This window comes from Echinicola marina, from assembly GCF_020463795.1.
In the GTDB taxonomy this organism is placed as follows: domain Bacteria; phylum Bacteroidota; class Bacteroidia; order Cytophagales; family Cyclobacteriaceae; genus Echinicola; species Echinicola marina.
Map to the genome: position 1 here is coordinate 770,877 of NZ_CP080025.1, position 22,158 is coordinate 793,034.

17 protein-coding genes are annotated in these 22,158 nt (G+C 41.0%); 8 read left to right on the forward strand and 9 right to left on the reverse strand.

The features are described from left to right. Nucleotides 1–88: 88 nt before the first annotated feature. Entirely contained in the window at nucleotides 89–1,555 is a 1,467-nt protein-coding gene (locus KZP23_RS03200; protein ID WP_226334689.1) for a Gfo/Idh/MocA family protein, read from the reverse strand. Between the two features lie 580 nt (nucleotides 1,556–2,135). Between KZP23_RS03200 and KZP23_RS03205 the strand changes: the two genes are divergently transcribed. Together KZP23_RS03205 and KZP23_RS03210 are read left to right on the forward strand one after the other, a co-directional pair. Beyond that, nucleotides 2,136–5,375 (forward strand): SusC/RagA family TonB-linked outer membrane protein, encoded by a 3,240-nt coding sequence (locus KZP23_RS03205; RefSeq protein WP_226334690.1) that lies wholly within the window; start codon nucleotides 2,136–2,138, stop codon nucleotides 5,373–5,375. 19 nt (nucleotides 5,376–5,394) lie between these two features. Continuing rightward, entirely contained in the window at nucleotides 5,395–7,179 is a 1,785-nt protein-coding gene (locus tag KZP23_RS03210; RefSeq protein ID WP_226334691.1) for a RagB/SusD family nutrient uptake outer membrane protein, read from the forward strand. A 1,082-nt stretch (nucleotides 7,180–8,261) separates the two neighbouring features. Here KZP23_RS03210 and KZP23_RS03215 read toward each other — a convergent pair. The 5 genes from KZP23_RS03215 to rpmB form a co-directional block, all read right to left on the reverse strand. Then, on the reverse strand, nucleotides 8,262–9,422 hold the full coding sequence (locus KZP23_RS03215) for a hypothetical protein (protein ID WP_226334692.1): 1,161 nt from the start codon (nucleotides 9,420–9,422) through the stop codon (nucleotides 8,262–8,264). A 130-nt stretch (nucleotides 9,423–9,552) separates the two neighbouring features. Next, nucleotides 9,553–10,518 (reverse strand): signal recognition particle-docking protein FtsY, encoded by a 966-nt coding sequence (gene ftsY / locus KZP23_RS03220; RefSeq protein WP_226334693.1) that lies wholly within the window; start codon nucleotides 10,516–10,518, stop codon nucleotides 9,553–9,555. 99 nt (nucleotides 10,519–10,617) lie between these two features. Next, nucleotides 10,618–10,770, reverse strand: a complete 153-nt coding sequence (locus tag KZP23_RS03225; protein WP_226334694.1) for a DUF4295 domain-containing protein — start codon at nucleotides 10,768–10,770, stop codon at nucleotides 10,618–10,620. A 49-nt stretch (nucleotides 10,771–10,819) separates the two neighbouring features. Next, nucleotides 10,820–11,002: a 50S ribosomal protein L33 gene (gene rpmG / locus KZP23_RS03230; RefSeq protein ID WP_141613234.1), complete on the reverse strand. Its 183-nt coding sequence runs from the start codon at nucleotides 11,000–11,002 to the stop codon at nucleotides 10,820–10,822. A gap of 30 nt (nucleotides 11,003–11,032) precedes the next feature. After that, on the reverse strand, nucleotides 11,033–11,275 hold the full coding sequence (gene rpmB / locus KZP23_RS03235; protein ID WP_186753966.1) for a 50S ribosomal protein L28: 243 nt from the start codon (nucleotides 11,273–11,275) through the stop codon (nucleotides 11,033–11,035). A 258-nt stretch (nucleotides 11,276–11,533) separates the two neighbouring features. On the opposite strand from rpmB, the gene rocD reads away from it, so the two are divergent. The 5 genes from rocD (at nucleotide 11,534) to KZP23_RS03260 (ending at nucleotide 17,642) form a co-directional block, all read left to right on the forward strand. Then, nucleotides 11,534–12,775 (forward strand): ornithine--oxo-acid transaminase, encoded by a 1,242-nt coding sequence (gene rocD, locus KZP23_RS03240; protein ID WP_226334695.1) that lies wholly within the window; start codon nucleotides 11,534–11,536, stop codon nucleotides 12,773–12,775. Between the two features lie 155 nt (nucleotides 12,776–12,930). Beyond that, nucleotides 12,931–13,899 (forward strand): porphobilinogen synthase, encoded by a 969-nt coding sequence (gene hemB / locus KZP23_RS03245; RefSeq protein ID WP_226336472.1) that lies wholly within the window; start codon nucleotides 12,931–12,933, stop codon nucleotides 13,897–13,899. Nucleotides 13,900–14,425: 526 nt separating this feature from the next. After that, on the forward strand, nucleotides 14,426–15,736 hold the full coding sequence (locus tag KZP23_RS03250; protein ID WP_226334696.1) for an ammonium transporter: 1,311 nt from the start codon (nucleotides 14,426–14,428) through the stop codon (nucleotides 15,734–15,736). Nucleotides 15,737–15,860: 124 nt separating this feature from the next. Then, nucleotides 15,861–17,042 (forward strand): porin, encoded by a 1,182-nt coding sequence (locus KZP23_RS03255; protein ID WP_226334697.1) that lies wholly within the window; start codon nucleotides 15,861–15,863, stop codon nucleotides 17,040–17,042. Between the two features lie 297 nt (nucleotides 17,043–17,339). Continuing rightward, a complete protein-coding gene (locus tag KZP23_RS03260; RefSeq protein WP_226334698.1) occupies nucleotides 17,340–17,642 on the forward strand; it encodes a hypothetical protein in 303 nt (100 codons plus the stop codon). 62 nt (nucleotides 17,643–17,704) lie between these two features. Here the strand turns inward: KZP23_RS03260 and KZP23_RS03265 are convergent, their stop codons facing one another. From KZP23_RS03265 to KZP23_RS03275, 3 genes are all read right to left on the reverse strand, one after another. After that, nucleotides 17,705–18,439: an RluA family pseudouridine synthase gene (locus tag KZP23_RS03265; protein WP_226334699.1), complete on the reverse strand. Its 735-nt coding sequence runs from the start codon at nucleotides 18,437–18,439 to the stop codon at nucleotides 17,705–17,707. A gap of 105 nt (nucleotides 18,440–18,544) precedes the next feature. Then, nucleotides 18,545–20,125 carry a peptide chain release factor 3 gene (locus tag KZP23_RS03270; RefSeq protein ID WP_226334700.1) on the reverse strand — a complete coding sequence of 527 codons (1,581 nt, stop codon included), beginning with the start codon at nucleotides 20,123–20,125 and terminating at the stop codon, nucleotides 18,545–18,547. 105 nt (nucleotides 20,126–20,230) lie between these two features. Then, a complete protein-coding gene (locus KZP23_RS03275) occupies nucleotides 20,231–21,469 on the reverse strand; it encodes a sensor histidine kinase (protein ID WP_226334701.1) in 1,239 nt (412 codons plus the stop codon). Between the two features lie 158 nt (nucleotides 21,470–21,627). On the opposite strand from KZP23_RS03275, the gene KZP23_RS03280 reads away from it, so the two are divergent. Beyond that, nucleotides 21,628–22,098: a Dps family protein gene (locus KZP23_RS03280; RefSeq protein ID WP_226334702.1), complete on the forward strand. Its 471-nt coding sequence runs from the start codon at nucleotides 21,628–21,630 to the stop codon at nucleotides 22,096–22,098. The last annotated feature ends 60 nt before the right edge of the window (nucleotides 22,099–22,158 follow it).

Sequence of the window (22,158 nt, forward strand, 5' to 3'; positions counted from 1 at the left end):
ATGCTTATCCCATAAAGTACTTAAAAAAAATTAGGTCATGACTAATAAGCCATGACCTAAATATGTATAGTTTTTGTACTAGGGTTAATTAAACCTCCCAGCCTTGACGATATTCCCTACCTACAAACTGGTTGGCTTCTTCGAGATTGGTGATTCTCATTTTTTCACCATCCCAAAGCAACTTCTTCCTTCCATAATATTCCGTTCTGCCTTTAGCATTTTCTTTTCTCAGCATATAGCTACGGATAGCCAAGTTACCCATCAATACCGTCTCCGTCATTGGGCCGGCATAATCAAATGATGAGGTAAGTTCTCTGTGCTCCTTACTTCCAAAACCTGCTTTACAGGCATCCACCCACTTGCGCTGATGACCATATTCCGGTTCTGGGAAGTCCTCAGTCTGTGGACCAAACTCTGTAGTACCATCGTTATAATACAGCTTCGGCATTAATGGAGAGCTGTCATTGATATTCGTAGAAATAATTCCTTTGTCTCCTATGATCAGAACGCCGTTTGCACTTTCAGCCCCTCCGATATCATGATCAGCCGGGATAATATCAGGGTGAGCTGGACGGATACCGCCATCACTCCAAGTCATCTCTATTGGCGACTTACTCTTTTCTGTAGCATCAAAGTGAAGAGTAATGAAAGACGAAGCAGGACAACCTTCAGGATGATAATCCGGCGTCCACATTTGGCTGTAAACCGCCCCCACACTACACTCAGCGTCTTTTGGATAATGTAATCCCAAGGTACGGAAAGGAATATCCACCAAGTGACATCCTACATCCCCAAGGGCACCTGTTCCGTATTCCCACCAACCTCTCCAGTTGAACGGATGGATATTAGGTGTATAAGGTATCTTCTTAGAGGGGCCTAACCAAAGATCCCAAGATAAGTCATCTGGTTTTTTACTAGGTGCAGGTTCAGGAAAAGCATTACCTTGTGGCCATACTGGACGGTTAGTCCATATTTGCACCTTGGATACTGAACCTATCTTTCCTGAATCTATCCAATCTTGTACGATCTGTAAATAAGGATTAGAACCACCTTGGTTCCCCATTTGGGTAACGATTTTTTCATCCCTGGCCATTTGGGTAAGCATCCTGGCCTCGCGGATATTATGGGTCATGGGCTTTTGTACATAACAATGTACACCTCTCTCCATAGCATACTTGGCCGCTGGACCATGCACATGATCAGGAGTAGAAATGGTCACCGCATCAATATCCTTTTCATTATCCAGCATTTCCCTGTAATCCGCATATAATTTGGCATTAGGGAAATTCTTGACCGATTGTGAAGCTGATCCTGAAAAATCCACATCACAAAGTGCCACTACGCGCTCACGGCCATTAACAGAAGCGTTTTTGATATCACTGATACCCTTACCTCCAGCGCCTATCGCTGCTATGTTCAGCTGATCACTTGGTGCAGTATAGCCTACTCCGCCCAATACATGTCTAGGAACAATAAGCACAGAAGAGGCCAAAGCCGCATTCTTGATAAAGTCTCTGCGTGAGTTACTGGTTGTTGTTTTTTTTGATTCTTCCATTGGTTATAAAACTGTTGGGTTAGTTGCTTAATCGAATTACCAGCCTAAAATAAAGCATTTTTATTTCCCAAGCACTATAAATCCATTAGATTATCTCCCTTTTCTTTAGATAATTCACCACCCTTTACTTAAGATAAAAAATCATCGCTGGACAAATACTTTAATAAGAAATTTTACTTTATGAATAATATTATATATTTTACCAAAACTTGATACGATTTTAACCTAAAATTAAACCAATGCAACCGCTAAATAACCGAAAAAAATTACCGCAACTTTTACTCTACCATTTGCTGAGCTTTCTCAGTTGTCACTTTTATTTGGAAAAACGTCATTCTTTGAGCCATTGATTTATGGCCTAATTCTAAAAACAAACCTCACTTAAGTTGACATTGAAGCTACCTGCTTGGACAGGTTGGTAACGTATGCATAAAAATGCAAACGTTCTCATTTTGCTTGTTTTTAAAATAAACCTAAAAATCCTATGCAAAACTTAATTTTATGTACAGCTGTATCGATTCAAGCTAACTGACTTTTTCTTTTACAATAGTCTTATTTATTCATAATTAACACTAAACCTATGTTTAAATTATTATCCAATTTTCAATTGGGGGTGGCACTCCTATGCTTTTTCATAAGTGCTAGCACCCCCTTATCCCTTGCCTTCGGGCAATCAACGCAAGTAAGCGGAAAGGTTATTGACGCAGACAATGGAGAATCTATCCCAGGAGTGAGCATTTCACAGAAAGGCACCACAAAAGGCACCATAACCGATTTGGATGGGAATTACTCCCTTGAAGTAAGCGAGGACGCTATACTGGTATTCTCCTTTATCGGATACGCAACAGAAGAAATCCCCGTAAATGGTCAATCAACAATTGATATCTCTTTGAAAACAGACATCACAGGACTGGAAGAAGTAGTTGTTGTGGGCTATGGCACCCAAAAGAAGCAAGACCTCACCGGAGCAGTATCTGTTGTAAAAATGGAAGAAATGACACAACAGCCCAGCCCTCAACTTACCAGTCAGCTCCAAGGGCGTGTATCTGGAGTAACCATCACAGGCTCTGGACAACCTGGACAAGCCCCCCAAATCAAAATCCGTGGGGTAAACACTTTTGGCAATAACACACCACTTTTCATCGTAGATGGTGTACCTACTCCAAACATCAATGACATCAACCCTAATGATGTCGAGACCATGCAAGTGCTCAAAGATGCAGGTGCTGCATCCATCTACGGTTCTCGCGCCGCTAATGGTGTCATCATCGTCACCACCAAAAAAGGCCGTGGAGATGTCAAAGTCAACTACAACATGTACATCGGCTCTCAGCAGGTTCAAGGAGGAAACCCCTGGAACATCCTTTCTTCCCAAGAAATGGCTGACTTAAAATTCATGGCACTGAGGAATACTAATCCAGGAGGAACGATCAATGATGACCAATATGGTAGTGGTGAAAATCCAGTGCTACCTAACTACATCGCTCCGGTAGGCGCACAAACCGTCGATGAATCTCTATATAACCTCAATCCATATTACACTGACCCACAAGAGCTAGACAATTTCTATAGAATAGTAGAAGCCAATAAAACCGGCACTAACTGGTTTCAAGAAATATTTAACCCTGCGAGGATACAAAACCATAATCTTTCTGTAAATGGAGGAAATGACAAAGGGAATTACTTCTTCTCCATGAGCTATTTTGACCAGCAAGGCACACTGACCAATACCTATTTAAAACGGTATACATTAAGATCAAATACCTCGTTCAATATTACGGACAATATCCGAATCGGAGAAAACCTGACCTATTCCATTTCGGAAAACCCTAGAATAGACAACCTTACTGAAGGAAGCGCAATCGGAATGGCCTTTAGACAACAGCCGATCATACCTGTTTATGACATCATGGGGAACTTTGCAGGCTCATTCGGATCGGGTCTTGGAAATGCAAAGAACCCTGTAGCCATCCAAGAAAGGACCAAAAACAACCGCGGTGTTGCCTCCAGACTATTTGGAAATGTTTTTGCCGAAGTGGACTTTCTAAATCACTTTACTGCCAGAACAAGCTTTGGAGGTCAATATTACACCAATTCCTACAACCGTTTTCAATTCCCTGAATATGAAAACTCTGAAAACCTTAATGTCAACCAGTATACAGAAGGTTCAAACTTCAACTTCAACTACACTTGGACCAATACCCTTACCTACAAAAAGGAATTCAATGAACGCCACGACCTTACAGTTTTGCTAGGATCTGAAGCTTACCGGAACAACGGAAGGGACATGGAAGCATTTACCCAAGGATATTTCTCCTTTGACCCCGACTATGTCACCCTGACCAATGGTTCAGGTACCCAACAACACTCCAGCTCAGTCTATAAGGACGCCTTATTTTCGCTATTTGGCAGAGTAGACTACACGTATAATGACAAGTATATCCTCAGCGCTACAGTCAGAAGAGATGGTTCCTCACGGTTCCTAAATGAACAGTATGGCGTATTTCCAGCGGTCAGTGCCGGCTGGAGAATTACCGAAGAAAGCTTCATGCCAGAAAACAACTGGATAGACGACTTGAAAATCCGTGGGGGATACGGTGTAATGGGTAACCAACTCAATGTAGCTCCTGACAATGCATTTTCCACCTATGAAGGAAACAGGAATTCCGCCTATTATCCTATAGATGGCAGCAATGCCAATATCCAGGAAGGCTTTCAGGAGAAAAGAATCGGTAATCCAGATGCCAAATGGGAACGTAACATCAACTCCAACGTCGGTATAGACGCAAGTTTATGGCAAGGAAAAGTACAATTGACCCTGGACTACTATAGCAAAACTGTGGACGACCTACTTTACAACCCCGAGGTCATCGCGACAGAAGGCGCTGCAGAGCCCCCTTATATCAATATCGCCAAAATGACCAATAAAGGTTTTGATATGGATGCTAGTACTTACTTCAATTTAGCTCCAGATTTGACATTTAATACCACCCTGTCATTTACTACTTACAATAATGAAATCGTAAAAATCGCAGATGGTGTACCTTATTTTGACCAAGAAGGAAGACGCTTCAACGGTAGTAATATCATTCGAAACCAAGTAGGACACCCTGTCAGCGAGTTCTTTGGCTATCAAGTAGTTGGTTTTTGGAACTCCCAAGAAGAAGTAGACAATGCCAATGCAAATGCAGCTGAGATCACTGAAAACCCAGATGCGCTATACCAGGACGGAATAGGAGTAGGACGGTTCAAATACCAGGACACTAACGGGGATGGTATTATCACACCGGATGACCGAACTGCCCTGGGAAATCCCAACCCAAAATTCACCTACGGCATCAACTTAGGACTTGAATACCGCAACTGGGACTTCAGTATGTTCTTGTACGGCGTCAGTGGAAATGACATTTGGAATAATGTAAAATGGTGGACAGACTTCTACAGCTCCTTCCAAGGAGCCAAAAGTCATACAGCCCTCTATGACTCCTGGACTCCTGACAATATGGATGCCACTGCCCCAATCCAGGAAACAACTGGTTCATTCAGTACTGCAGGGGTACCCAATTCCTATTTTGTTGAAAATGGCAGTTATTTAAGGGCGCGACAAACGCAAATCGGCTACACCTTTAGCAAAGACCTGCTGGACCGCTACCATATTGGTGGCCTGAGACTCTACGCACAGGCAGCCAATCTTTTCACAATCACCGACTATTCTGGATTAGATCCTGAGATTTCTGGTGGTACAACCAACTTTGGAATTGATGAGGGACAATATCCCAATCAACGCCAATTCATCTTTGGTCTCAACTTAACTTTCTAAACTTGAAATGATAACAGTTATGAAATACGCAACAATCAAATATTTTATACTGGGCATCTTACTGGTCACTACCCTCTCATCATGCTCGGAAGAATATCTGGATCAGCCAGCACTAGGTGCCTTGGGAGATGATGTGCTTGCCACTCGCGATGGCATCAATAAACTCCTTATCGGAGCTTACGCCTCACTTGATGGCCAAGGAGAAGGAGGTACAGATGCCCTTGGTGGTGGAAATGGCTGGGAAGCAGCACCCGAAAACTGGATCTATGGCACTGTCGCAGGCGGGGAAGCCTCAAAAGGCAGCTTTGCAGGTGACCAACCTGCCATTGACCCGATTGTCAATTTCTATTCAAGTCCATCTAACGGCTTTTTCAATACCAAATGGAAAGCTACTTATGAAGGTATAAAAAGGACCAATAATGTCTTAAGACTGGCTCCTAATGTAGAAGAATTAAGCGACAGTGAAAGGCAGAACATCATTGGTCAAGCAAGATTTCTAAGAGGTCACTTCTATTTTGAGCTAAAAAAGATGTTCAATATGGTGCCATGGATTGATGAAACCACAGAGGATCCAAACCAGCCAAATGACCAGGATATTTGGCCGATGATAGAAGCAGACTTTCAGTTTGCTTATGATAATCTTCCTCCCACACAAGCGGAGTTTGCCCGTGCCAATAAATGGGCAGCAGCGGCCTATCTGGGAAAAACTTATCTCTACCAGAAAAAGTACCAAGAAGCAAACACCATCTTTAAAGAAGTTATCTCCTCTGGCGTTAATCCTGCCGGTACCAAATATGCTCTGCTTGACCAATTTTCGGATAACTTTGACGCTGCCAAAGAGAATAATTCAGAAACAGTCTTTGATATTCAAATGGTGGCCAACTCAGGCACAGGAACTATATCCAATTCCAACTCTGGAAACATGCTCAACTTCCCCTACAACAGTCCTTTTAGGTGTTGTGGCTTTTACCAACCTACCCAGGAATTGGTCAATTCTTTCAAAACCGATCCTCTTTCAGGACTTCCGGACTTGGACAACTACAATCAAAATCCTGTCAAGTCCGATATGGGGATCACTTCCTCACAATCCTTTGAACCCTACACTGGTTCACTTGATCCGAGACTAGATTGGACAGTAGGCAGAAGGGGCATTCCCTATCATGACTGGGGACACCACCCGGGACAACAATGGGTCAGAGATCAATCTTACGGCGGTCCATATGCTCCTAAGAAAACCATTTATTGGCAGGCTACCCAAGATCTTTATGCAGACCAAAGTTCTTGGGCTCCTGGCACAGCCATCAATGTCCATGTCATCCGCTATGCTGATGTGATTTTGATGTGCGCAGAAACCGAAGCGCAACTTGGCAACCTCATTGAGGCTATGAACTTGGTCAACCAAATCAGGTCAAGAGCCATGAATCCTGATGGTTTTCTAAAAACCTATATCGATGAAAGTTCCCCTATGGAAGGTTTTACCAATACTCCAGCTGCCAATTACACCATCGGGCGCTATACTGCTGCACAATTCTCCAGTCCTGATGCTGCCTTAAAAGCTATATATTTTGAAAGGAAGCTTGAACTTGCAATGGAAGGCCATCGTTTCTTTGACCTGGTGAGATGGGGAATTGCTGAACAGGAGCTAAATGCCTATTTTGATTACCAGGGTGACATTACCCAAGATGTAAAAGACGGTAAATTCAGTGCTCCAAAAAATAATTATTATCCCATACCTCAGCGTCAAATCGACCTGAGCGTAAAAGACGGAACACCAATGCTCAAGCAAAACACTGGATACAACTAAATCCAAAGCCTTTATAGTAACTTCAGGAGCCCTTTTGGGCTCCTTTTTATATTAATTAAATATTAATTGTATGATCTTGATTTAAACTATTCATAACGATACATACTTAAGGAAAGCTAAATAAATAACTACTTTTGGTACTCGTACAGCAAACGAAATTTTTTCAACTCCTTGCTTTACTTTTTCAAAAGAGGCGCTGGTGCAAATCAGTGCCTTTTTATTTGCTGTATTTTAATGATCGTGGGACAATGAGGACCAAGCCGAAAAGCTGAAAAAAAACAGTCTATTTTGCTTTGCTATGCACTATTTATTAACCACAGATGGATCAAGACGAACACCGATATGCTTATTCATAATACATCCAGTGTTCATCCTTTTACACCATTAACTGTCTAAACAGGTTTGTGACTTAATCTACGCTTAATCTGACAAGGGTAGACAAAATATAAGTTTGGATTATTCACCCCAAAATATTGCTTGCCCCCCAACTTTTGGGAATGATCCATGTTTAAGGGGGAATTGGAGAATTGTTTGAGGTTAACGGCATTGCAAATGCCGTTTATTATGGATCCAGATAGCAAATCTGGATCAGAAAGGGAGTTTATGAACAAAAAAGAGGGCTAAACCCAGCTTTACCCCAGCTTTACCCCAACTTTGATACAGCTTTGCCCCAGCTTTGGTATTACTTTGGTATTAGTTTGGGGCAAGGTTGGATCAAGCCAAAAAGCCGGGGAAAAACCGTCTATTTCTGCTTTGATATGCGCTATTTATTAACCACAGATGGATAAAGATGAACACCGATATTTATTTATAATACATCTGAGTTCATACTTTTACGCAAGTGACTGTCTAGGCTGGCCTGTGACTTAAACTACGCTTAATCCGACAAGGATAGACAAAATTTAAGTTTGAGATTATTCCCCCTCAGAAATATTGCTTGCCCCCAACTTTTGGGACCGATCCGACAATGACAGGAAGTTTTCAGCCAAGTTCCTGTTTTATAACAGAACAGCATTTGCACATCTCCATGTGCATTAATAAAATTGCAATCCACCTAAAGATCAAATTCATAAAGAACATCTTCATTCGTGTATTAATTTAACCTTGTAAAAAACAGTATAGTCATTCTCCCTTTTTTGAAAGTCCACATCATACCAAAGCTCCTCTCCCTCAACCTTCGCCAATTGACCAAAATACTGCGGCACTTCCAGGTCTTTGCTCAGCTGCTCCCCATCCCAAACCCTTAAATGTACTTTATTCATTTTTCCTATCGCTTCAAAAAACTTCCTCATATCATCTTTATATTGCTCATGTAAACTTTTTACTTCATCAAGCGGAACACCCTCTGCGTAACCTATCAAAAAACGATTGTCAGCAATATAGTCCAAACTCCTAATCTGCCCGTAATAAAAATCAGTAATATCAAATGCTCCATCTCCCATCTCCTGCTCTACTCCTTTTGCTTGATGAAATACCTCAAAAGGAAGAGAGACGATGCTTTTAGGCTCCCTAAAAGCAACTCCTGAATAGGTAAACACCTTAGGTTCACTACTAAATGAAACATAGAGCTCTTCCTTTGAACTCGCTAAAATAGGACGAGTATGTACATCATGAAAAAGATAAGCATTACTGGAAAATATACTTTCCTTGGGAAAAGGAACAATAGGTTCATATTCTCCAGTAACTAAATTCAGCATTTCCAACTGCCTTGACTTTATTTGTCGCTCAATGGAAAAACCAAGGTCATTAGACCGCCCTTGCAACCAAGAAACTACCTTATCTCCCCCAATCTTTACCGTATTTCTACCTGAAGAAACAATAAAACGGCTTCCACCATGAAAATCCGGCCCATAATGCTTTATCAGCCTACCTTCCAGATCGTACATGAAGTGTCCTTTGTCCGAGAGCACCAAAAAACTTTCCTCATCGAGAAATACAGGTTTACCGATATGATAATCCCCATATTTACCAGGCCCTTCACCATTCAATGTCAATTCACTGATCAAGTCTCCCTTATCATCGAAAACGATGAATCTTTTCATAGGTAGATCATACCCCAAGAACCTGCTACCATCAGGCGAAATATCCTGAAGATACACCTGTCCCATATAATCCAACACCAAAGAATCCAATATTTCTATGGAAACACAGAACACTTCAGGATTAGAATGTGAGGAAGTATTTTCATTACAGGAGCAAAAACTCCACAGCCCTAATACAAAGAGAAAAAACCTATAAACCATCAACGAAACAATTAGTAATTCACCTAAGCTATAAAAAGCAAGAAAATTAACAAAGAAAAAAAGAGCAAAAAAAATCCCCAAAGTTAAACTTCGGGGACAAAATATCATGAAAACCGACCTCTGTCAGTCCTTAGTCTTTTAACCGCTGTTTGAACAGGGAATCCACAAATTCTGTTCTGTTGAACACCTGCAAATCGGTCATTTTCTCTCCCACACCTATGTATTTCACTGGAATTTTAAATTGATCTGAAATACCGATTACCACTCCACCTTTTGCAGTCCCGTCCAATTTCGTAATAGCAAGGGCATTGATCTCCGTGGCTTTGGTAAACTCCTTGGCCTGTATAAAGGCATTCTGCCCAGTAGAACCATCCAAGACCAATAAGATTTCATGCGGAGCATCGTCAATGAACTTTTGCATCACCCGCTTGATTTTGCTCAGCTCATTCATCAGGTTCACTTTGGTATGCAGCCTTCCTGCAGTATCCACTATCACCACATCCGCATCCATATCCACGGCTTTTTTTACCGTATCAAATGCCACAGAAGCAGGATCCGCATTCATGCCATGAGAAATCACTGGCACACCTACTCGCTCACCCCATAGAATCAACTGGTCCACTGCTGCTGCCCTAAAAGTATCTGCTGCCCCCAGCACCACCGACTTTCCTGCCGACTTAAACTGATGTGCCAGCTTACCAATGGTCGTGGTTTTACCGACTCCGTTCACCCCCACTACCATAATGACATAAGGTTTCTTGTCCTTTGGCAATTCAAAATTGCTCAGGTCTTCCATATTGCTCTCTTCAAGGAGACCAACTATTTCTTCTCTAAGGATTTTATCCAATTCGGCGGTATTGACATATTTGTCTTTGGCCACACGTTCTTCGATTCTTTGGATGACTTTAATAGTAGTATCTACCCCTACGTCAGATGTAATCAATACTTCTTCCAATTCATCCAAGACCTCATCATCCACCTTGGACTTGCCTATTACGGCCTTGCCAAGCTTAGAAAACAAGTTTTCACTGGATTTTTGAAGTCCTTTATCAAGACTTTCCTTTTTATCCTTAGAAAAAAATCCAAAAATTCCCATAGTCACTTTAATAATTTTGACCTGAATATAATCATAAAATCCCTCCCGAATTCAATCGAGAGGGATTATCCTATTTGCATTACGATTAAAGCAAGGCAATTATTTTGCAAGGGTATCCTTTACCTCTGTGGTAGGTACCATCTCTTCTCTGAAAGTGTATGCACCGGTTTTCTCAGATTTAACTGCTTTGATCACCTTTGCGAACGTTACACCACCTTCTTTTTTCAGGGTTGCTACTACTTTCTTAGCCATATCTTTTAGGTTTTATTGACACCTCTCCCGAGCTATCATCTCCTTAAAATTATTTAATTTCTTTATGAACCGTTACTTTCTTAAGGATTGGGTTATACTTCTTAAGCTCCAATCTCTCTGTAGTATTTTTACGGTTTTTCGTCGTGATATATCTTGAAGTGCCTGGAACACCACTGTTTTTGTGCTCTGTACATTCCAAAATCACTTGAACTCTGTTTCCTTTCTTAGCCATCGCTCTATCTATTTATCGATTTGGAAATGATTATTTAATGATAATGTGTCCTTCAGCCTGAGCTTCTTTCAAAACGGCACTGATACCTTTTTTATTGATAGTTCTCAATGCTTTTGTAGAAACTTTCAACGTGATCCAAGCATCCTCTTCTGGCACATAGAAACTTTTCTTATGCAAGTTAGGATAAAACTTACGCTTGGTCTTGTTGTTCGCGTGCGATACATTATTACCTACTCGAGGTCTTTTACCGGTGATGTCACAAACTTTTGCCATGATATATGATCGTAATTTTTAAGACGTTTTTCTAATTGAGTTTGCAAATATCGGAAGTTTTCGTGAATAACCAAAAGAGCAACCAAAAATAATTAGCTAAATGATTGTAATTCATCCGGCTTAGCAATTCTCCTTCAAGAAAATCTATCCAGTTGGCTTTATGGCAACTTTTTTGCACTACCTATTATATGCATAGCGCATTTCTTATATTTGTTTAACTACAGGACCCAAATATACAAATAAAAAAATCAAATTCTTATGTTGGAACCAATCACATCAAGTAAACAAGCCATTCAATTAGAAGACAAGTACGGAGCACACAACTACCACCCCCTACCCGTAGTGCTTTCAAAGGGAGACGGCGTTTTTATGTGGGATGTAGAAGGGAAAAAATATTATGATTTTCTTTCTTCCTATTCTGCTGTCAACCAAGGCCACTGCCACCCTAGAATCAAGGACACAATGATAGAGCAGGCAGGAACCCTTACCTTGACCTCAAGGGCTTTTCACAATGACGTGCTGGGAACTTTCGAAAAATTTGTATGTGAATATTTTGGCTATGACAAGGTATTACCTATGAACACTGGAGCAGAAGGCGTAGAAACCGCCATAAAAATTGCCAGAAAATGGGGCTATGAGAAAAAAGGCATTCCCGAAAACCAAGGAACCATCATAGTAGCCGAAAACAATTTTCACGGCCGGACCACCACCATTGTTTCATTCTCCAATGATGAAACCGCAAGAAAAAACTTTGGCCCCTACACCCCCGGCTTTATCTCCATCCCTTACGATGACACCCAAGCCCTGAAGGACGCACTGGAATCCAATAAGAATATAATAGGCTTCCTAGTAGAACCCATCCAAGGAGAAGCCGGCGTCTATGTCCCAAAAGACGGCTATTTAAAAGAAGCTGCCGAACTCTGCAAGAAGCATAATACATTGTTTATTGCAGATGAAATTCAAACCGGTATTGGCCGAACAGGAAAGCTACTTGCCTGCGATCATGAAAATGTAAAACCAGACATGCTTATATTAGGAAAAGCCATTTCAGGTGGTTTCTACCCTGTATCTGCAGTATTGGCCAATGATCCCATCATGGAAGTAATACAACCCGGACAACATGGCTCTACTTTTGGTGGAAACCCCTTGGGAGCAAGAGTCGCCATGACTGCTCTCGACATCATCACTGAAGAAAAACTCGCCGAAAACGCTGAAAAAATGGGCGAAATATTCAGAAACAGAATGCAGAAGCTTATTGACAAATCAAGTTGGATCAACTTGGTCAGAGGAAAGGGACTGCTAAACGCCATCGTAGTCAACGACAGCGAAGACAGCGATACCGCTTGGAACATTTGTCTAGCGCTGAAGGAAAATGGACTACTAGCCAAGCCAACCCATGGAAATATCATTAGATTTGCCCCTCCTTTGGTCATTACAGAAGAGCAAATCCATGAATGTTGCGACATCATAGAAAAATCCCTTTCGGAATTTCAACAGTAAAAAAACAGCAGGGTCCTACCATAAAGAAAAGGACCCTGCTGTTTTTAACCAGCTTACAAGTATTTTTCATCCTCCTAATGATAACTTTAAAACAAGCCATTTAGCCACAGCTTTTTCTTACCTTTGCGAAGACAAAATATGCAGATATGTTTTCAATGAATAAAAGACCAAGAAGAAACAGAAAGTCAGCCGTCATTCGAGAAATGGTGGAAGAGACCCGACTTTCTGTCAAGGATTTCATCTTCCCTATATTCGTAATTGATGGAACCAACAAAAAAGAAGAAGTTGCTTCTATGCCTGGAATTTACAGACACTCCACAGACCTATTACTAAAGGAGATTGAAGAATGCATGAATCTTGGCATCAAGGCCTTCGATATTTTCCCTGCCTACCCTGAAGACAAAAAGGACAAATACGCCACCGAAGGACACAATCCTGAAACATTTTATTTACAGGCCATCCACAAAATCAAATCCACCTTCCCTGAAGCATGTATCATGACAGATGTAGCAATGGACCCTTATAGCTCCGATGGACATGACGGTATAGTAGAGGATGGCAAAATCCTGAATGACGAGACTTTGGATATTCTAGGAAAGATGGCCGTTGCACAAGCACAAGCCGGAGCCGACATCATAGGCCCTTCTGATATGATGGACGGCCGGGTAGCGTTCTTAAGAAATGAACTGGATACACATGGACACAAAGACGTCTCCATTATGTCATACACAGCCAAATACGCAAGTGGCTTTTACAACCCCTTTAGAGACGCCCTAGATTCCGCCCCAAAGGCAGGAGATAAAAAGACCTACCAAATGGACCCAGCAAATCTCCACGAAGCACTTATTGAAGCAGAACTGGACGAAGCAGAGGGAGCTGACTTTATGATGGTCAAACCTGCACTGGCCTATCTTGATGTCATCAGACTGCTCAAACAAAATAGCCGCCTCCCCATTGCTGCTTATAATGTAAGTGGAGAATACTCCATGATAAAAGCAGCGGGAGAAAGAGGATGGCTGGACAGTGAAAGAATCATGATGGAGTCACTGTTAAGCATAAAAAGAGCTGGAGCCAGTATTATCTTAAGTTATTTCGCCAAAGAATTTGCTTTACTGCAAAAATAAGCACTCGCACCTTCCAAACGAAAGCCGATCAGACAATTTGACCGGCTTTTTTTATACCCATACATCAAAAACACCCTGTACTTTTCACTTTTTCCTGCAAAAAACAAAAAACAGGGGTCATTACACCAGCCTCCCCATCCCAACGGAACAAACCAAAACAATCTAAGGTAAAAGATCAAACCTACAGAACATTTTCATTAACAAACCATAAATATTGGTAAAAGAATAAAAAATAGAATTTTTCATAAGCACATAACACTTTTCTATATCACAAAACCTGCCACTAATGATTTTTTAGCAGAAAATATTAAAAAACATATCGGTTTAAAAAAACACCTAAAATTTCATTTTTAACAAGATCTTAAGGTTTTATGATTCATTTTTAACCATTGAAATACAATTTTTATGAATTTTTCTTAATTATAGGCTTGTTTTTTTACACAAAAAATATCTACCTTTAACACAACATTTAAACGCTAACCCATAAAAAATTTCGAAAAATAAGTCTATCTAAACATTCAACTGTATGAACTGGAGTTTTAACGAGCTCGCTCAAGTAAGTAGCGAAGCCCTTGCACAGGGAGCAGATCTATCTGCCGACATTACCCAAAACTTACTAACAACAAACAACGTGTGGATGATGCTTTCCACAGCCCTAGTATTCATCATGCACTTAGGCTTTGCCGGAGTAGAAGCTGGGTTTGGCCAAGCCAAAAACACAGTAAACATTCTTTTCAAAAACACAGTAACACCAATCATAGGAATTGTAACCTATGCTATCTGTGGATTTTTCTTGATGTACCCTGGTTTTGACGTACCGGGATGGTTCGGATTTGACGGTGCAGGATGGAGCATGTTCTGGTTTGCCCCGGGAGACGCTGACGTATCTGCCGGCTATGCAGATGGAGGCTACACCTACTGGACTGACTTCTTGTTCCAAGCCATGTTTGCCGCAACTGCCGCGACCATCGTTTCAGGAGCCATTGCCGAAAGGGTTAAATTATGGGCCTACCTATTATTTACCATTATCTATGTAGGCATAGTATATCCTATCATCGGAAGCTGGAAATGGGGCGGTGGAGTCCTTGACGATTGGGGATTCTATGACTTTGCCGGCTCTACACTTGTTCATTCCGTAGGTGGATGGGGAGCACTTGCAGGCGTTATCCTTGTAGGACCACGTATCGGTAAATACGTTAATGGCAAAACCGTTGACAAACCAGGCGCCAGTGTTCCTTTGGCAGTAATCGGTGTATTCTTGCTATGGTTAGGATGGTTTGGTTTCAACGGTGGATCTGTACTTTCTGCTGACCCAGGCTTAGTATCCTTTGTACTAGTAACCACTTCACTAGCTGCATGTGCCGGTGGACTTGGAGGCTTCTTGGCAGGTTACTTTGTATTCAAAAGACTTGACCTCGGCATGGTACTGAACGGTATACTTGCCGGATTGGTAGGCATTACTGCCGGTGCTGATGTCATCAACCCCGGACCAGCTTTAATTGTTGGCTTTATTGCAGGTATTCTTGTTGTACTTTCAGCTGTACTTCTAGACAGCCTAAAATTAGACGATGTAGTAGGTGCAGTATCCGTACACTTGACTTGCGGAATCTGGGGAACACTAGCAGTAGGTATTTTCTCTACCAACCCTGATCATTCATTCATTACCCAGCTTACTGGGGTAGTAATTTGTGGAATCACCGCCTTTGTTTGCGCATTCACCATCTTCTACCTTCTAAAAGTAACTGTCGGCATCAGGGTTTCCGAAGAACACGAAAAAACCGGATTGGATTCCCACGAACACGGAATCAGAGGTTACACCATCGTATACGACGAATAAAAAAACCACAACCACTATACAACCAAAAAGACCCTGCCCATTCGAAAAAACGCCAATCTCTTCAGTTTGGGCAGGGTCAAATTATCAGCCAATCCTAACAAATCAACTAATAATTAAAAGTAAAATGAAAAAACTTCAACTACTAATTGTACTGTTATTTTTGGGTTCATTAACTGTAGTTAATGCCCAAGAAGAATCAAAATTCTCCCTATCTGGATCAGTAGACGCTTACTATCGTGCCAACCTTTCTGCCCCTAATAAAGACATGACCGATGCGGAAGGAGAATCCATGGGCATCCAAGCCCCAGCAACCTCTTTTGCTAACCTTCCAGGCTTTTCTCTTGGCATGGCCAATATCATCGCAGCTTATGAAGGCGAAAAAGTAGGATTTGTAGCAGATCTTGTATTTGGCCCAAGAGGTGAAGATGCTGTTTTTGGCTCTCCTCTTTATAGTGGAGGTTTTGCAGGATCTTCCCAAATAGTGAACCAACTTTATATGTACTGGAACGTAAGCGATGCTGTTACGCTTACCATGGGGAACTTCAACACCTATCTAGGTTACGAAGTAATCTCTCCAACAGGAAACTTCAACTACTCGACTTCTTACATGTTCTCTTATGGCCCTTTCTCTCATACAGGACTGAAAGCAGATATAGCACTTTCTGACAACTGGTCTTTGATGGCAGCGGTAATGAACCCAACTGATATGACTGAATTCAACCTAGCAGGGACCTACACCGCAGGATTGCAATTAGGATATGAAAATGACAATGGCGGAACTTGGTTAAACCTGCTTTACGGTGACCAGGACGGAAAATTGGACGGAGACAATGTTATGCCTGCAGGAATGTCATCTTTAGGAAGCACGTTCCAAATCGATTTAACTACAGGATATGACGTTTCTGAAATAGTTTATCTTGGACTAAACGCAACTTACAACACCACTGCAGCAGGTGAAACTTATGATGGAACAAGCATTTCTGACGTAGATGGCGATGGAGCAGGCTTCTATGGTGTAGCAGGATATGTGCAAGCAGCTACTTCAGAGAAATTCTCTTTAGGACTTAGAGGTGAATATTTTAATGTCTTCAACTCTGGTCTTGATGGAGTAGTTGGTCTTGACGAAGGTGACGGAAACGTATTTGCAGTAACCCTTTCAGGCAATGCGAAAATCACTGATAACTTAACTTTGATTCCTGAAGTAAGACTGGATTCAATGTCAGAAGATGATTTCTTCTTCAACCATGACCTAGCAGCAAGCAAAAGTTTGTCATCATTCTTACTAGCAGCCGTATTCTCATTCTAATTTTTTTACTGACAAACTGAAATTTTTTGCAAAAAACCACGTGCTTTGAAAAAAGGCGTGGTTTTCTTTTTTTTCAGCCACTAACCTGAAACTACCCCTCTTCACCACCCTTTCTCATTGATTTTTACAAAATTAAAGCTAAACCTAGTTTTCACCAAAAGCTAAAAATAAGACCTCCGCAATACAATATTTTACATTTCAACACATAAGCAACATAATAACCTAAAAATCTCACAACCTTTTACAGGAAAACCGTATATATTCTGTAAAAGACTTAAACAACAAAACGATACTAGAATGGTAAAGGTAGCATTAATGGTAGCAGCAGGTTTCTTTGGAGCTGAAACATTGGAAACAGAAGACAAGAAACACCGTGAGCTGAAAGGTCCAAAAGCAAAAAATTATAAACCTTGGAAGGAAAAAGCCAGAAAAGGAACTATAGTGGTGAATTTTGACAAAGAGTCAATTACAGGGCCTGCCTACAAAAATCAAAGACCAGGAGAATTAAGCACCAGCTTGGTTGAAATCTCCCAAGACCTCAAACCAATCGACAGACCTACTGGTCCAAAAGGAAAAAACCAAAAACCTTGGAGAAACTAATAAAACACAATCAAAAAGGCCGTCAATTGACGGCCTTTTTTAGTTTATAAACACTTCTTATATCAACCACTAAAGGAGTTATCAATGTGCTGATCCTTTGCCTTTACTGATTCAAAATCCAGGAACTGCTCCCAGAAAGGCTCTTCCGGCAGACCAGCCCTTAGATACAGTTTTTCTTTTTTCACAGGGTGGACAAAAACCAAATGAAAAGCATGCAGATTGATACTGGCATCCGGATTGGCTTTGGAAAAACCATACCTCAAATCCCCACGAATAGGACAACCTATAGAAGCCAGTTGAACCCTGATTTGATGGGGTCTACCAGTAACAGGCCTAACTTCCAACAACCAATGATCATTTAACTTACCTAGACGCTTATAACTTAACTCAGCTTTTTTGCTGCCCTCCACTTGATGGTCAAAAGCCTCGGTCACATTACGTTTTTCATCCTTCACCAAATAATGAGTCAGCTTAGCCATTTCCTCTTTTGGCCTTTTCTTCACGATGGCCCAATACACTTTATGTATATCCCTTTTCTTAAAAAGCACCATCATCCTCTCCAAAGCCTTTGAGGTCCTTGCAAACACCACTAAACCACTTACAGGCCTATCCAACCTGTGTACGGGATGCAAAAACACCGCTCCAGGCTTATCATATTTCTTGGCGATATAATCTTTACAATAATCCGTCAGGGTCTTATCTCCCGTGCGGTCCCCTTGCACCAAAACACCCGCTCTTTTATTCACCACCAACAGGTGATTATCTTCATATACTACCGTAAATGGCCGTTGTGACATATCAAAATCAATTTTATCTTTGCAAAGTTAGTAAAAGAAAATTTACAGAAAGCCATAGGTGCTGTTGCTTAAAAAAATAAGGTGATCAAAGACCACCTTATTTTTTTAAAATTCCGAAGTAAAATGGAATTCTATATCCGGATAATTATCCTGAACCATCTGTAGCCAAGCCCTTGATTCAGCCATAAACACGAGTTTACCGTCTTTATCATGAGCAATGTGCCTATTCTTCGAACGAACAAATTCATCCAATTGCTTTTTGTCCGAACTACTTATCCAACAAGCCTTATATAAGTTCATCGGAGCAAATTCCACGGTGGCGTTATATTCATTTTTTAGACGGAATTGAATCACTTCAAACTGAAGCTGCCCAACGGTCCCCACCACTTTCCTGGCACCAATATCAAAAGTAAATAACTGGGCTACCCCCTCTTCCATCAACTGCTTAAGCCCTTTCTCCAATTGCTTGGTCTTCATAGCATCCTTATTGATTACTTCCCTGAAAATTTCAGGTGAGAAACTTGGTATCCCTTTAAACGTAAGGCTCTCCCCATCAGTCAAAGAATCTCCGATCTTTAGATTACCAGTATCATAAAGTCCCACAATATCCCCAGGATAAGCTTCATCGATAATTTCCTTGTCCTGTGCCATAAAAGAGGTCACATTGGAAAATCGCAAAGGTTTGGTTCCCCTCACATGGTTATAGGGTTTATTTCTCTGAAATTTCCCAGAACAGATCCTTAAAAAGGCAATCCTATTTCGGTGATTCGGATCCATGTTGGCGTGAATTTTAAACACAAAACCACTGAACTTGTCTTCCTCCGGCAATACCTCCCTTTCTTCTGTCACCCTACTTTTTGGTTTTGGAGCGATATCAATAAATGTATCCAACATCTCTTGCACTCCAAAATTATTCACTGCTGACCCGAAAAACACTGGCGCCACCTTTCCAGATAAATAGTCCTCCTTACTAAATTCAGGATAAACCCCTTCAATCAACTCCACATCTTCTCTCAATTGGGCCGCATTCCCATCTCCCACCAAATCATTCAGCTTGCTATCCTCAAGATCCTCAATGGCCACAATCTCATCGGAAATCTTCCTTTGAGACGGGGTAAATAAATTAAGAGACTTATTATATAGGTTATACACTCCTCTAAAGGTCTTACCCATGGAGATCGGCCAAGACAAGGGACGCACCTTGATATTTAACTTTTCTTCTACCTCATCCAATAAATCATAAGGATCCCTGCCTTCCCTATCAAGTTTATTGATAAAACAGATCACAGGCGTATTTCTCATTCTGCACACTTCCATCAACTTCTCTGTCTGTATCTCCACGCCTTTCACACAGTCAATCACCATGATCACACTATCCACGGCCGTAAGGGTCCTATAGGTATCCTCAGCAAAGTCCTGGTGACCTGGAGTATCCAGAAGATTAATCTTAACATCCCGGTATTCAAAGCCCATTACAGAGGTCGCCACAGAAATCCCCCTCTGTTTTTCGATCTCCATCCAATCCGACTTGGCATGGGTATCTATTTTATTGGATTTTACAGCACCTGCCGTCTTAATTGCTCCCCCGAACAACAGTAATTTTTCTGTGAGGGTCGTCTTTCCGGCATCGGGGTGGGAAATAATCCCGAAAGTTCTTCTTTTTTGAATTTCCTTGGTCAAACTCATCTTTCTAGGGCTCCTTTATTTGCAAGATGCAAAGGTAGGCTTTTTGCATGAAAGATTGAAAGTTATCCGCAACAACCAAACAAATCACCCAATACTAAAACGCCATCAACTCATAAAAGGATCCTCCACATTGAATTCAGAAGTATTTTCCTTATTGCCCCGTAACACAATCCTAAAAGTAGTTCCTTTCCCAATCTCTGACTGGTAAACAAAAACCCTTCCTTGGTGATATCCTTCAATGATCCTTTTAGCCAAAGTAAGTCCTAAGCCCCAGCCCCTCTTTCGGGTGGTAAATCCAGGATTGAACACTTTTTTAAACATGCTTTTGTCAATCCCCTTCCCGGTGTCAGTGATATCAATATGAACAAACTTTTCGCTGTCCTTGACAATATTGATAGCAATCTTTCCCTCGCCCTTCATTGCATCCACCGCATTCTTACATATATTTTCCACCACCCATTCAAAAAGCGATTTGTTCATCATCGCCTCCACATCTTCCGCGTGGGTATTAAGACTGATGCTTACTTTACTGGAAATCCTTGGTCTGAGATAATTTACCGCCTCATCGATAACTTGATAAACATTCTCTTCTTTTATGACAGGAGAACTCCCAATATTGGAAAAACGCTCGGTCACCATCCTCAGCTTCGATACATCCTTGTCCAATTCCACAATGACCTCCTTATTCTCTTCCCAAACCGGGGAATTCTTCAAATAGTCGATCCAGGCCATCAAAGAAGCTATTGGGGTACCCAGCTGATGTGCTGTTTCCTTCGTCAAACCTGCCCATACCCTATTTTGCTCAGCAATTTTGGACTGATTGAAGACTGCAAAAGCCAAAATCCCAAAAACCAAAATAACGGACAACTGAACATAGGGGTAAAACTTTAACCTGGTCAGCAATTCTGAATTGGTATAATAAAGGTATTGATTCTCAACAATCTGAATGGGTTCATAATCCATCTTCATCCTTTGCACCTCTGCCCTTAATTTTTTGTCAATCTCCTCTTCGGTAACATTATTTTTGAAATTGATATTCCGGTATTGCCCATCAATAGGATTCCCAAAAGCATCCGCCACAATAACTGGGATATTATGATTCTCCTGAATAATACCCTGATGAATAAAAGTGAGATTATCAGAATTATTGGCGACATACTCCATGGCGCTGGCATAGAGGGTGATCTGCTTTTTCTCCCTTTCCTTTAATTCACTGACCAGTGTATTGGTGTAATAAATAGACCCTACACTTATAATCAATGAGGCTATAAAAATAAGCCATTTGACTTTTCCTCTATTATGATATAGGTCCAGCATGGCCAGATCCTGGAATTTATGCTTCATTATTTACTTTAAATCCATCCTTCGAAACCAAACACTTATTTAATACAACTGATATTTATCATAGATATTTCCTATCAATCATAGAAATTAAGTGTTTGCCTTAAACCTAACAATCCTGTAAATTCGAATATATTTTTAAATAAACAAAACAAAAAAACATGGCAACTAACGAGATAGGATTAAAAGTAACAGATAGTAAAGCACTGGTAGAACAATTGAATAAATTATTGGCCAATTATGAAATTTACTATCAAAATTTAAGAAATTTCCACTGGAATGTTTCTGGACCTAACTTCTTTGAATTGCATGCAAAATTTGAAGAATTATACAATGAGGCCAATGAGGCAATAGACGAAACTGCCGAGAGAATCTTAACCTTAGGCGAACGTCCATTGAGCGCATTCTCTGAATATATCAAGCATTCTAGTATTACAGAGGCCCTAGAAATCACTTCTCCTAAACAAATGGTGCAAACCGTAAGGGACAATCTCAATACACTATTGACCTTAGAAAGAGAAGCATTGGAAACTGCCTCATCCCAAGGAGATGAAGGTACAGTAGCCCTAATGAGCGATTATATTACCTCGAAAGAAAAAGTTATTTGGATGCTTTCGGCATACTTAAGATAAAAACAAAAGAGGCTGGTCAGATTGATCAGCCTCTTTTGTTTTTGTATTTTACAACTATTT